The organism is Streptomyces sp. NPDC002309 (assembly GCF_053593375.1).
The window spans coordinates 1-12511 of record NZ_JBSFCI010000079.1 but is presented as its reverse complement, the minus strand read 5'-3'; the positions used below and the strand labels follow the sequence as shown (position 1 = coordinate 12511).

Sequence of the window (12511 nt, the reverse complement as noted above, 5' to 3'; positions counted from 1 at the left end):
GAATCGGTCACTCACCGACTCACCCGGGTTGACGCGCCAACCGCTGCGGGCGGACACCCCCCGGCCCGACCCCTTCCCGCCGTGGGCGGGTGCGGCGCCGTGCGCCCCACCGTCGTGCGTGCGAGCAGACTCGTGGGCCCGGTCGTCGTGCATGGGTTGCGGGCTTGTGGGTCCGGTCGTCGTGTGGGGGTGCCGGTTCGTGTGGTCGGATGTGCCGCCCGTCGAGCTGCGGCCTGTGGCACCCCGCCCCTACTCCCGCGGCGCCCCCGTGGAGCCCCGCACCATCAACTCCCCCCGTGCCGCGGCGATCCCGCCCGGTGGTGGTTCCTCGCGGCCCATCGCGATGCGGCCGGCGCGTGCCCCCGCCTCCGCCAGCGGCAGCCGCACCGTCGTCAGCGCGGGCACCGCGTCGATGCTGAACGGCAGGTCGTCGAACCCGGCGACCGAGACGTCCTCCGGTATCCGCCGTCCCGTCTCCCGCAGCGCGGCGCACGCCCCCAGCGCGACGGAGTCGTTCGCGGCGACCACGGCCGTCAGGGACGGATCGCGGCGCAGCAGCTCCAGCGTGGCCTCGTAGCCGGACCGGCGGTCGTAGCGGCCGTGGACGGTCCAGCGCGGGTCCTCCGCGATGCCCGCCGCCTCCAGCGCCGCCCGGTGTCCCTCCAGCCGGTGCCGGGTGGTGGTCCACTCCCGGGGTCCGGCGATGTAGCCGAGCCGGCGGTGGCCCAGCCCGAGGAGATGCTCGGTCAACTGGCGTCCGCCGCCCCGGTTCTCGAAGGTCAGTGCCACCGCCTGGGTCTCCGGCACCGGGGGGCGCCCGCACAGCACGACCCGTGTCCCGGCCTCGGTCAGCCTGCGCAGCTTCGCCGACACCGCGGCCATGTGCGCGGCCTCCTCCACCGTGCCACCGGTGAGCACGACGGCCGCGGCGCGCTGCCTCTGCAGCAGCGTCAGATACGTCAGTTCGCGTTCGGGGGAGCCGCCGGTGTTGCAGACGACCGCGAGCCGCTCCCCGCCGGCTCTGCCGCCCGGCCCGCCGATCTCCGACTGGATGGCGCTCGCCATGATCCCGAAGAAGGGGTCGGCGATGTCGTTGACCAGGATGCCGACCAGGTCGGAGGTGGCCGCGGCGAGCGCGCTCGCGGGGCCGTTGAGGACGTAGTCCAGCTCGTCGACCGCCTTGAGCACCCGTTCGCGGGTGGACGCGGCCACCGGGTAGTTCCCGTTCAGCACGCGCGACACCGTCGCGGGCGAGACCTGGGCGCGGGCAGCCACGTCCGCCAGGGTCACCGTCATCTCGTCGTCCTCCGGTAGCGCGGGCCTTGTGATTCTCCGCCTGAGACTGTCCGCGTCGACCATAAGGCCACTGTCTTGAGTTGTTCGCCCCCTCGAACAACTCAAGACGGTCACACCCTTGTCCGAACCCCTGCTCAGAGGCTAGCTTCTGGATTTAGAAAGCGCTTGCTGTATCGCTCCGTGCCCATCAGCCACAGCGAGAGGGACCCACGTGAACCGCAAGACGGTGCGCATCGCCATGAACGGCGTGACCGGGCGCATGGGCTATCGCCAGCACCTCGTCCGCTCTCTCCTCGCCCTCCGTGAGCAGGGCGGTCTGGACCTCGGCGACGGCACCGTGCTGTGGCCCGAGCCCGTCCTCGTCGGCCGCCGCGACCACGCCCTGCGGGCGATCGCCGAACGGCACGGACTGGAGCACATCGCCACGGACCTCGACGCGGTCCTCGCCGACCCGGCCGTCGACATCTACTTCGACGCCCAGGTCACCTCCGCCCGCGAGGAGGCCCTCCGCAAGGCGATCGCGGCCGGCAAGCACGTCTACACCGAGAAGCCGACGTCCACCGGGCTCGCCGGCGCCCTCGAACTGGCCCGCCTCGCCAAGGACGCCGGCATCAAGCACGGCGTCGTCCAGGACAAGCTGTTCCTGCCCGGCCTGCTCAAGCTGAAGCGGCTCGTCGACGGCGGCTTCTTCGGCCAGGTCCTGTCCGTGCGGGGCGAGTTCGGCTACTGGGTCTTCGAGGGCGACTGGCAGTCCGCCCAGCGCCCGTCCTGGAACTACCGCACCGAGGACGGCGGCGGCATCGTCGTCGACATGTTCCCGCACTGGGAGTACGTCCTGCACGAGCTCTTCGGCCGGGTGACCTCCGTCCAGGCCCTCGTCCGGACCCACATCCCGCAGCGATTCGACGAGGACGGCAAACCCTACGACGCCACCGCCGACGACGCCGCGTACGGCATCTTCGAACTCGACGGCGGCGTCGTCGCGCAGATCAACTCCTCCTGGACCGTGCGCGTCCACCGCGACGAACTGGTCGAGTTCCAGGTGGACGGCACGGAGGGCTCGGCCGTCGCGGGACTGCGCGACTGCCGCTTCCAGCACCGCGCCGCCACCCCCAGGCCCGTCTGGAACCCGGACCTCCCGGCCACCCACGCCTTCCGCGACCAGTGGCAGGAGGTGCCGGACAACACCGAGTTCGAGAACGGCTTCAAGGCCCAGTGGGAGCTGTTCCTGCGCCACGTCCACGCCGACGCGCCCTACCGCTGGGACCTGCTCGCCGGCGCCCGCGGCGTCCAGCTCGCCGAACTGGGCCTGAGGTCCTCGGCCGTAGGCCGCCGTGTCGACGTCCCGGAGATCGCTCCATGACCGTCCGGCTGCCCGACGCCCGCGGGAACCTGCGCACCTACGAGCCCCGCTCCGAACCCCTGGCGCCCACCCCGGGCACGGGCTTCTCCTCCCGCACGGTCTTCGCCGCCGCGCACGTCGTCGCCGACCCGTTCGCCGACGTCTCCCCCCATTCGCCCGCCGCCGTCGACTGGGACGCCACGCTCGCCTTCCGCCGCCATCTGTGGTCCCACGGGCTGGGCGTCGCCGAGGCGATGGACACCGCCCAGCGGGGCATGGGCCTGGACTGGGCGGCCGCGGCGCAGCTGATCCGCAGGTCGGCGGCCGAGGCGCGGGCGGTCGGCGGCCGGATCGCCTGCGGTGTGGGCACGGACCAGATCACCGCGGGCGGCCTCGCGGAGGTCCGTGCGGCGTACGAGGAGCAGCTCGCGGTGGCCGAGGAGGCCGGCGCCCAGCCGATCCTCATGGCCTCCCGGGCGCTCGCGGCCACCGCGCGGGGCCCCGAGGACTATCTCGAGGTGTACGGCCACCTGCTGCGTCAGGCCGACCGGCCGGTGATCCTGCACTGGCTCGGCCCGATGTTCGACCCGGCGCTGGAGGGCTACTGGGGGTCGGCCGACCTCGACGCGGCCACCGGCACGCTCCTGGACGTGATCGCCGCCCACCCCGGCAAAATCGACGGCGTCAAGGTCTCGCTGCTCGACGCCGGGCGTGAGATCGCGCTGCGCCGGCGGCTCCCCGAGGGCGTCCGCTGCTACACCGGCGACGACTTCCACTACCCCGAGCTGATCGCGGGCGACGAGCAGGGCTTCAGCGACGCCCTGCTCGGGATCTTCGACCCGCTCGGGCCGCTCGCGGCGCGGGCGGTGGGTGTCCTGGACACCGGGGACGTGGCGGGCTTCCGCGGACTGCTCGACCCCACCGTCGAGCTGTCCCGCCACCTCTTCGAGGCCCCCACCCGCTTCTACAAGACCGGCGTGGTCCTGCTGGCCTGGCTGGCCGGCCACCAGACCCACTTCGCGATGGTCGGCGGTCTCCAGACGGCCCGCTCCCTCCCGCACCTCGCACGCGCCTACGAACTCGCCGACGGACTGGGCCTGTTCCCCGACCCGAAGCGGGCGGAGGAACGGATGAGGACCCTTCTCGCACTGCACGGGGTGACGCCGTGAACGCCGCACTGGAGCGTTTCAGCATCAACCAGATGACCGTGAAGCAGCTGACCGTCCCCGAACTGGTGCGGACCTGCCTGGAGTCAGGGGTTCCGGGCGTGGGCCTGTGGCGCGAGCCGGTGCGGGCGTACGGTCTGGAGGCGAGCGCCAAGGCGGTCCGGGACGCGGGCCTGACGGTGACCACGCTGTGCCGGGGCGGGTTCCTCACCGCGATCGACCCGGGGGAGCGGACCAGCGCCCTCGCCGACAACCGCCGCGCCATCGACGAGGCGGCCACGCTCGGCACGGACACCCTGGTCCTGGTCTCGGGCGGCCTGCCGCCGGGCACGAGGGACCTGCGCGGCGCCCGGGAACGCGTCGCCGACGCGCTCGCGGAACTGGGCCCCTACGCGGAACGGCACGGCGTACGACTCGCGATCGAGCCGCTCCACCCGATGTACGCCGCCGACCGCTGCGTGGTCTCCACCCTCACCCAGGCTCTCGACCTCGCCGAACGCTTCCCCGCGCACCAGGTCGGTGTCGCCGTCGACACGTACCACCTCTGGTGGGACGACACGGCGCCCCGCCAGATCGCCCGCGCGGGCGCCGGCGGCCGCATCCATATCTTCCAGCTCGCCGACTGGACCACCCCGTTGCCCGAGGGCGTGCTCAACGGCCGCGGCCAGCTCGGCGACGGATCGATCGACATGCGGGAGTGGCGGGGGTACGTCGAGGCGGCCGGATACGCCGGGCCCATCGAGGTCGAGCTGTTCAACGAGAGGCTGTGGGCCCGCGACGGCCGGGAGGTGCTGTCCGAGACGGCGGACAGGTTCGTGCGGCACGTGCTCTCCCCACCTGATGACGCCGTGACGCCGTGACGCCGTGACGCCGTGACGTGGGACTCGGGGACGGCTGCGGGGGCCGGTCGGGCATCCCGGCCTCGGAGGAGCGACCCCACCGGGGACCCGGGCGGAAGATCCGGCCAGAAAAGTCCCGCCGGGGACGCAACCCTCCCCGGCCTTCGTGGGTCGTACTGGGAGTCAGAGCTTCCGTGGGGGGAATCTGGGGGGATCCGGGGGGATCGCGGGGGGTTCTGGCGGGAGGGGAAAGCCGAGGGGGCCGGTCTGTCGACCGGCCCCCTCACACGCGTGCCCCTCGGCCCGCGGGCGTCAGAAGAACACTCCGCAGCGCAGCAGCACGTTCGCGTAAGGCGTCGCCTCCCCGGTGCGCACGACCAGCCGCGCGCCCCCCGACAGCTCCTTGAGCCGCTCGTGGGAGACAAGGCCGAGCTCGGGGAAGTGTCCGTCGAGCAGCGCGGCCACCGCCGGATTGGCTCCGCGCACCTCCGTCGCGGCGGTCGCGCCCTCCACGACCAGCTCGGCCAGCAGCCCGTCGAGCACCTCCGCGAAGGAGGGCACCCCGGACCGGAAGGCCAGGTCGACGACGCGCGGCCCGGGCGGGATCGGCATCCCGGCGTCACACACCAGTATTCCGTCCCCGTGCCCCAACTCGGCCAGCGCACCGGCGAGATGGCGGTTGAGTATCCCTGCCTTCTTCACAGCGCGTCGACCTCCTCGGCTGTCGGGTACGACTCCTGCGCACCCGCCTTCGTCACGGCGACCGCCCCGACCCGGGCCGCGTACGCCGCGGCCTGCGCGAGGGTGTCGCCCTGGCCCAGGCGCCAGGCCAGGGCCGCGGTGAAGGCGTCGCCCGCACCGGTGGTGTCGACCGCGTCGACCTTCACCGAGGGCACCCGGGCCACGCCCTCCGCGGACGCCACCAGCGCACCCTCCGCACCCAGCGTCACGACCACCGAACGCGGCCCGCGCGCCAGCAGGGCGCGCGCCCAGTCCGCGGGGTCGTCGCCGTCCAGGGCGTCCGCGAGGATCACCTTCGCCTCGTGCTCGTTCACGATCAGCGGGTCGCACGCCGCGAGCACCTCCGTCGGCAGCGGCAGCGGCGGCGAGGGGTTCAGGACGAAGCGGCTGCCGGGCGCCAGGCTCCGTACCACCTCCACCACCGTCTCCAGCGGGATCTCCAACTGGGCCGAGACGACCCGTGAGGCGCGCAGCAGCTCTCCCGCCGCCCGTACGTCGTCGGGGGTGAGCCGTCCGTTGGCCCCCGGCGACACCACGATGCTGTTGTCCCCGGACGGGTCCACGGTGATCAGCGCGACGCCGGTCGGCGCACCGCCGGCCAGCACGCCCGCCGTGTCGACCCCTGCCGCCCGCTGCGAGTCGAGCAGCAACCGGCCGTGGGCGTCGTCACCGACCCGGGCCAGCAGGGCCGTACGGGCTCCCAGCCGGGCGGCCGCGACCGCCTGGTTGGCGCCCTTGCCGCCCGGGTGGACGGCCAGGTCGGACCCGAGCACCGTCTCCCCCGCACCGGGCCGCCGCTCGACGCCGATCACCAGATCGGCGTTGGCCGACCCGACGACCAGGAGGTCGTAGTCGTACATGAAGGTCTCCCTGATACGAGTATCCGGTGGATGACTTGAGAAGGGTGGGAACGATGAGAGGTGGGGAAGTGCGGGTGCCGGGGTCGGGGTCGGGGCCGACCCCGGCACACGATCGTCAGCCGCCGAAGCCGGCCACGTTCTCCTTGGTGATCACCTTCACCGGCACCTTCACCATGGCGCTCAGCTTCTCGCCCTCGGCCGCCCGCAGGGCGTTCTCCACGGCGATCCGGCCGAGTTCCTTCGGCTGCTGCGCCACCGACGCGAACAGTGTCCCGTTCTCGACCGCCTTCAGCCCGTCCGGCGTGCCGTCGAAACCGACGACCTGGACCGACTTGCCGGCCTTCGAACCCAGCGCCTTGATCGCGCCCAGCGCCATCTCGTCGTTCTCCGCGAAGACACCCTTGATGTCGGGGTGCGCCTGGAGGAGGTTCGTCATCACGTCGAGGCCCTTGGTGCGGTCGAAGTCGGCCGGCTGCTTGGCGACCACCTTGATGCCCGGGTAGTCCTTCAGACCCTCGGCGAAGCCCGCACCGCGTTCCCGGCTGGCGGAGGTGCCGGCCTGGCCCTGCAGGATCACGATCGTGCCCTGGCCGCCGAGCTTCTCGGCGAGCGCCTTGGCGCCGAGCTGACCGCCCTCGACGTTGTCGGAGGCGACGAGCGCCGCCGTCTTCGCCTTGTTGACGCCGCGGTCGACCGCGACGACGGGGATGTCGGCCTTGTTGGCGGCCCGCACCGAGGGACCGGCCGCGTCCGAGTCCACCGGGTTGACGACGATCGTCGACACGCCCTCGCTGGTGAAGTTCTGCAGCTGGTTGGCCTGCTGCGAGGCGTCGTTCTGCGCGTCCGTGACGGTGAGGTCGACGCCGAGCTTCTTCGCCTCGGCCTCGGCGCCCGCCCGGATCTGCACGAAGAAGGGGTTGTTGAGCGTGGACAGCGACAGTCCGACCTTCTTCTGCGTGCCGGACGAGCCGGTGTGCAGCAGCGAGGTCGCCGCGACGACCGCCACCGCGATCACGGCGGCGAGCAGATAGGTGACCGCCTGCTTGCGCTTGTCGCCGCCACCGCCGGCACCCACGGGAGTCGACCCCGCCTTGCGCCGCACGGTGTCGAGCAGCACGGCCAGCGCGATCACCACACCGATGACCACCTGCTGCCAGAAGGCCGACACGGACAGGAGGTTGAGGCCGTTGCGCAGCACCGCGAGGATCAGCGCGCCGATCAGCGTGCCGGACGCCTTGCCGGTACCGCCCGCGAGCGAGGCACCGCCGATGACGACGGCCGCGATGGCGTCCAGCTCGTACCCCTGCGCGGCCTGCGGCTGCGCCGAGGACAACCGGGAGGCGAGCACGATGCCCGCGGCGGCCGCGAACAGGCCGGAGAGCGCGTAGATGGCGAGCTTCTGCCGCTTCACCCGCAGCCCCGAGAGCCGGGCCGCCTCCTCGTTGCCGCCGATCGCGTACATCGACCGGCCGAGGTACGTCCGGCCGAGCACGAACGCCGTGATCAGACCCATGACGATCATCACGAGGACGGGCACCGGCAGCCATCCGCCGAGCGTGTCGCCGAGGTGCGAGATCGAGTCCGGGAAGGCGATGGGCGAACCCTGCGAGATGACCAGCGACAGACCGCGCGCCACGGACAGCATGGCGAGCGTGGCGATGAACGGCGGCAGTTTGCCGTACGAGATCAGGAAGCCGTTGACGAGACCCGCGGCGATACCGGTGGCCACCGCGAGGACGACCGCCAGCACGACGGGAACGCCCTGACTGGTCGCGCTCCACGCGAGCACGGTGGCCGACAGCGCCGCCACCGAACCGACGGACAGGTCGATGCCCGCCGAGACGATCACGAAGGTCACGCCGAAGGCGAGGATCGCGGTGACGGCGGCCTGGACACCGATGTTGAGCAGGTTGTCGGCGGTCAGGAAGTCCCCGGAAAGCGCGGACAGCGCGATGACGAGGACGATGAGCGCGGTGAGCGCCCCGTTGTCGAGCAGCAGCCGGCGCAGTCCGCCGGGGCCGGAGGCGCCACCCGCGCCCGCGGAGCTCTTGAGCGTGTCAGTGGCCACGGGGGGCCTCCGTTCCGTCCGTGTCGGTGCCGGCGTCCGTGCCGGCGTCGGTGGTGGGGGTGCTGACGGCGAGGGCCATCACGCTGTCCTGGGTCGCCTCGTCGGCGGGGAGTTCGCCGGCGAGGCGCCCCTGCGCCATCACCAGCACCCGGTCGCTCATGCCGAGCACCTCGGGCAGATCGCTGGAGATCATCAGGACGGCGGCGCCGGCGGCGGTGAGTTCGTTGATGAGCTGGTAGATCTCGACCTTGGCGCCGACGTCGATGCCGCGCGTCGGCTCGTCGAGGATCAGCACCTTGGTGTCCGCCAGCAGCCATTTGCCGATGACGACCTTCTGCTGATTGCCGCCGGACAGGGTCCGCACATGCTGCCCGAGCCCTGCCATCCGCACGCCGAGCTGCCGGGCGATCCGGTCGGCGGACTCGTGCTGCCCCTTGAGGTCGACCAGACCGCCCCGGCTGGTCGACCGCAGGGTCACCAGCCCGAGGTTCTCCTCGACGGAGGCGTCGAGCACGAGCCCCTGCCCCTTGCGGTCCTCGGGAACCAGCCCGATCCCGGCGGCCATGGCGGCACCCACGTCATGGCGCCGTACGGCCGCACCGGCGACCTTCACGGCTCCCTTGTCGTAGGGATCGGCCCCGAACACGGCCCGTACGACCTCCGTACGGCCCGCCCCGACGAGCCCCGCGATCCCGACGACCTCACCGGCGCGCACCTCGAAGCTGACGTCGTGGAAGACCCCGTCCCGGGTCAGCCCCTCGACGCTCAGGAGCGCGGCGCCGGCGTCGACCCGCTCGCGCGGGTACTGCTGCTCGATCGACCGCCCCACCATCAGGCGCACGAGTTCGTCCTCGGGGGTGGAGGCGGGCACCTGCCCGACGCTCTTCCCGTCCCGGATCACCGTCACACGGTCGCCGAGCGCGGCGATCTCCTCCAGGTGGTGCGTGATGAACACGACCCCGACCCCGTCCGCGCGCAGCTGCCGCACGATGGCGAACAGCTTCTCCACCTCCTCGGTGGTCAGCACGGCGGTCGGCTCGTCCATGATCAGCACGCGCGCGTCGAGGCTCAGCGCCTTGGCGATCTCGACCATCTGCAGCCGGGCGATGCCGAGTTCCCGCACCCGCGCGCGGGGGGAGACCCGCACACCCACGCGGGCGAGCAGTTCCTCGGCGTCGGCCTCCATCCGCTTCCGGTCGATCACGCCGAAGCGCCGGGGCTGCCGTCCGAGGAAGATGTTCTCGGCGACGGACAGGTCCGGAACGAGGTTGAACTCCTGGTAGATGGTGGCGATCCCGAGGCGCTCGGAGTCCTGCGCACCGTCGATGCGCGTCTCCTCACCACCTACGAGGATCCGCCCGGCGTCGGGCGTGTAGGCACCGGAGAGCATCTTGATCAGGGTGCTCTTTCCGGCGCCGTTCTCACCGAGCAGCACATGCACCTCCCCGCGGCGCAGATCGAAGTCGACGCCGTCGAGCGCCACCACGCCGGGGAAGGTTTTGCGGATGCCCTCGATACGCAGCAACTCATGCGGGTCGCTCACGACGTACTCCTTCGTACGGGGACTGTGGGGGGACTGTCTGTGGGGGAGGGGAGGGGAAGCGGGGCGGAGGGTCAGGTGGGGGACGGCGGGCCGATGTCCGGCGCGCCGCACGACCGGCGCACGACGAGACGGGCGGGCAGGGTGACGGACTCGCCGGGCCGTCCCTCGATCCGGGCGACCAGCGCGCGCACGGCGGCCCGCCCGAGATCGCCGGTGGGCTGGGCGACGGCAGTGATCGGCGGATTCGTGTGCACGAACCACCGGATGTCGTCGAACGCGGCGAGCGCGATGTCGTCGGGCACCCGCAGCCCGCGCGCGCGGACGGCGTCCAGCGCTCCCAGGGCCATCAGGTTGTCGGCCGCGAAGACGACCTCGGGCGGCTCGGGCAGGTCGAGGAAGCCCTCGGTGACCCGGCGCCCGCTGTCGGCCTGGAAGTCGCCCTGCCCTATGTAGGCGTCCGGGAGGTCGAGGCCGTAGGCGCCGAGCGCCTCCCGGAAGGCGTCCACACGCTCGCGCCCGGTCGTGGTGGCAGCCGGTCCCGAGATGATCGCCAGGCGCCGGTGTCCGAGGCCGTGCAGGTGGGCGACGAGTTCCCGTACGGCGGCCCGGCCGTCCGCCCGTACCACGGGCACGTCGACGCCGGGGATCCACCGGTCCACGAAGACCATCGGGGTCCCCGCGCGCACGGCGTCCAGCATCAGCGGCGAGCCGCCGTCGGTGGGGGAGACCAGGAGTCCGTCGATACGGCGGTCCAGCAGGTTCCGTACGTGGTGGTCCTGGAGGTCGGGCCGCTCGTCGGCGTTGCCGATGATCACGCTGTAGCCCAGCGCCCTGGCCTCCTCCTCGACGGAGCGGGCCAGCTCGGTGAAGTACGGGTTCATCACGTCGCTGATGACCAGGCCGAGGGTGTGGGTCTGGTCGGTGCGCAGGGACCGGGCGACGGCGTTCGGGCGGTAGCCCAGCGTCTCGACGGCGGCCACCACACGGCTGCGTGCGTCCGCGCTGACCGACGGGTGGTCGTTCAGCACGCGGGAGACCGTCGCGACGGACACGCCTGCCGCGGCGGCCACGTCCTTGATGCTCGCCATCACCGGTCCACCTCCTCGTGGCTCTTGGAATCGATTACATCGATCGGTGTAGAGGTGATTGGAATCGATTACATGCCTGAAAGGCAAGAGCGGTCCCGGTGACCGAAACCGGATCGTTATATTCCGTTGCTGTAGCGGGGCTGTGACGCAATGCGGTTGCCGGTGTGACCGGCGGTGAACGACCATGGGGGAACGCAAGGACATGGCCACGTCAGAACACGAGATGGGGGAGGCGAGTTCTGCATGAAGTTCGACATGGGTGCGCAGACGCTGTCGTCGTTGATGCGTGATTCGCGGGGTTCGAGCGATGATCTCGGCACACTGATCCGGCAGTTGGTGCAGGCGGCGCAGCCGCTGGAGGGCAAGTTCAACGGTACGGGCCGGGCGATGTTCGACCAGTTCAAGGCGCGGGCGGACGAGATCACGGCGGCTCTGAACGGGTCGCTGTCGGCGATCCTGGGCGGTCAGTCGGGGATGGAGACGGCGTTCTCCTCGGGTGACCAGGAGCAGGGTGACAACGCGCGGCAGCAGATGGCGGCCGCGAATTTCGACGCGGCGCGCTTCCGCTGAGTCGAGGTCCGGGCGGTTCGGTTCGGTCTTCTGGCGAGGGTTCGGTCCGGTTCGGTTCGTTCTCCGATTCCGGGACCGGGCGGTTCGGTTCGTTGTCCGGGCCCGGGCCCGGGTCCCGTGGGTTCGGTTCGTTCTTCTTGACGGGGAGTGGTGTGTGATGGCTGCTGGTGCGGATCGTCGTTCCTACGACATGGGTGCGTCGACGGATGCGCAGGCGAACATCCAGACGGTGATCGGTCGGTTGGAGGAGGTCATCGGTGCGCGTGACCGTCAGGTGAAGGCCGCGATGGCGGACTTCACGGCGGACGGTGTGGCCGATGAGTACCAGGGCAAGGAGCAGCGCTGGAACAGTGCTTCGCAGGAGGTGCGGAACATCATCCAGTTGCTGAAGTCGACGTTGGAGAAGAACGACGGGACGGCGCAGTCGACGTTGCAGCGGGCGAAGGCCGCGGTCGACAACATCGGCTGAGCCGGCTGGTCCGGCTGGTCCGGTCTTCTGAGAACGGGGGTTCGTGGTGCCCGGGTGGGATCTGAAGCCGCAGGGTATTTCGGGTGTGCTGAAGACGACGGGGGAGGCCGCGTCGGGTTTTGAGAAGTTGGGCAAGTCGTTCGGTGCGAACCTGACTTCGGCGGCGGCGAGCGCGGGCACGGTCTCCGCCGAGGGTGGTGGGGGCGGGGAGAAGGCGCAGGGCGGTCTGGTGGCGTTGGCGTTGTCGCAGTATGCGGAGCGCGCGTCGAAGGATCTGCAGTTCGTGGCTGCTCGGGCGGGTAAGTCGTTGCAGGGTGTGGTGGATGCGACGACGGCGTATCTGAACGGCGATCAGGAGATGGCGGCGGAGGCGCAGCGTAGTGCGTTGGCGGCGCCGAAGCTGGATCTGCCGGGGATGGGCAAGACGTGATCAGTCCGGAGCAGATTCCGCAGTTCACCGGCAATCTGGCGCAGTTGGAGCTGGATCACGCGGCGTTGAGGAAGGACGCGGGCGGTGTCCGTGACGCGG

12 protein-coding genes are annotated in these 12511 nt (G+C 71.4%); 6 read left to right on the top strand and 6 right to left on the bottom strand.

Annotated features, from left to right (window positions below):
• Positions 1 to 249 precede the first annotated feature (249 nt).
• Positions 250 to 1296 (bottom strand): LacI family DNA-binding transcriptional regulator, encoded by a 1047-nt coding sequence (locus ACWCPM_RS33965; protein ID WP_450980123.1) that lies wholly within the window; start codon positions 1294 to 1296, stop codon positions 250 to 252.
• A 211-nt stretch (positions 1297 to 1507) separates the two neighbouring features.
• Here ACWCPM_RS33965 and ACWCPM_RS33960 point away from each other — a divergent pair, with 211 nt between their 5' ends.
• Genes ACWCPM_RS33960 through ACWCPM_RS33950 form a run of 3 tightly spaced genes read left to right on the top strand, consistent with a single transcriptional unit; the run spans position 1508 to position 4664 of the window.
• Complete coding sequence (locus ACWCPM_RS33960) at positions 1508 to 2659, top strand: Gfo/Idh/MocA family protein (protein ID WP_450980122.1); 1152 nt, start codon at positions 1508 to 1510, stop codon at positions 2657 to 2659.
• Positions 2656 to 3807 carry a dihydrodipicolinate synthase family protein gene (locus tag ACWCPM_RS33955; protein ID WP_450980121.1) on the top strand — a complete coding sequence of 384 codons (1152 nt, stop codon included), beginning with the start codon at positions 2656 to 2658 and terminating at the stop codon, positions 3805 to 3807. Before ACWCPM_RS33960 ends, ACWCPM_RS33955 begins: the two co-directional genes overlap by 4 nt.
• Positions 3808 to 3839: 32 nt before the next feature.
• The gene (locus tag ACWCPM_RS33950; RefSeq protein WP_450980124.1) at positions 3840 to 4664 is read left to right on the top strand and encodes a sugar phosphate isomerase/epimerase family protein; all 825 of its coding nucleotides are present in this window, start codon (positions 3840 to 3842) and stop codon (positions 4662 to 4664) included.
• Between the two features lie 291 nt (positions 4665 to 4955).
• Here ACWCPM_RS33950 and rbsD read toward each other — a convergent pair whose 3' ends face one another.
• The 5 genes from rbsD to ACWCPM_RS33925 form a co-directional block, all read right to left on the bottom strand.
• The gene (gene rbsD, locus ACWCPM_RS33945) at positions 4956 to 5345 is read right to left on the bottom strand and encodes a D-ribose pyranase (protein WP_450980120.1); all 390 of its coding nucleotides are present in this window, start codon (positions 5343 to 5345) and stop codon (positions 4956 to 4958) included.
• Positions 5342 to 6244 (bottom strand): ribokinase, encoded by a 903-nt coding sequence (locus tag ACWCPM_RS33940; protein ID WP_450980119.1) that lies wholly within the window; start codon positions 6242 to 6244, stop codon positions 5342 to 5344. Before ACWCPM_RS33940 ends, rbsD begins: the two co-directional genes overlap by 4 nt.
• Positions 6245 to 6359: 115 nt before the next feature.
• Positions 6360 to 8312, bottom strand: coding sequence for an ABC transporter permease/substrate-binding protein (locus ACWCPM_RS33935; protein ID WP_450980118.1), 1953 nt, complete (start codon positions 8310 to 8312; stop codon positions 6360 to 6362).
• Positions 8302 to 9855, bottom strand: a complete 1554-nt coding sequence (locus tag ACWCPM_RS33930; protein WP_450980117.1) for a sugar ABC transporter ATP-binding protein — start codon at positions 9853 to 9855, stop codon at positions 8302 to 8304. The genes ACWCPM_RS33935 and ACWCPM_RS33930 overlap by 11 nt, the downstream gene beginning before the upstream one ends.
• 71 nt (positions 9856 to 9926) lie before the next feature.
• Entirely contained in the window at positions 9927 to 10943 is a 1017-nt protein-coding gene (locus tag ACWCPM_RS33925; protein WP_450980116.1) for a LacI family DNA-binding transcriptional regulator, read from the bottom strand.
• A gap of 243 nt (positions 10944 to 11186) precedes the next feature.
• On the opposite strand from ACWCPM_RS33925, the gene ACWCPM_RS33920 reads away from it, so the two are divergent.
• The 3 genes from ACWCPM_RS33920 (at position 11187) to ACWCPM_RS33910 (ending at position 12412) form a co-directional block, all read left to right on the top strand.
• Positions 11187 to 11513 carry a hypothetical protein gene (locus ACWCPM_RS33920; protein WP_450980115.1) on the top strand — a complete coding sequence of 109 codons (327 nt, stop codon included), beginning with the start codon at positions 11187 to 11189 and terminating at the stop codon, positions 11511 to 11513.
• A gap of 157 nt (positions 11514 to 11670) precedes the next feature.
• The gene (locus tag ACWCPM_RS33915) at positions 11671 to 11982 is read left to right on the top strand and encodes a pore-forming ESAT-6 family protein (protein WP_450980114.1); all 312 of its coding nucleotides are present in this window, start codon (positions 11671 to 11673) and stop codon (positions 11980 to 11982) included.
• Positions 11983 to 12067: 85 nt separating this feature from the next.
• Entirely contained in the window at positions 12068 to 12412 is a 345-nt protein-coding gene (locus tag ACWCPM_RS33910; protein ID WP_450980113.1) for a DUF6507 family protein, read from the top strand.
• Positions 12413 to 12511 lie beyond the last annotated feature (99 nt).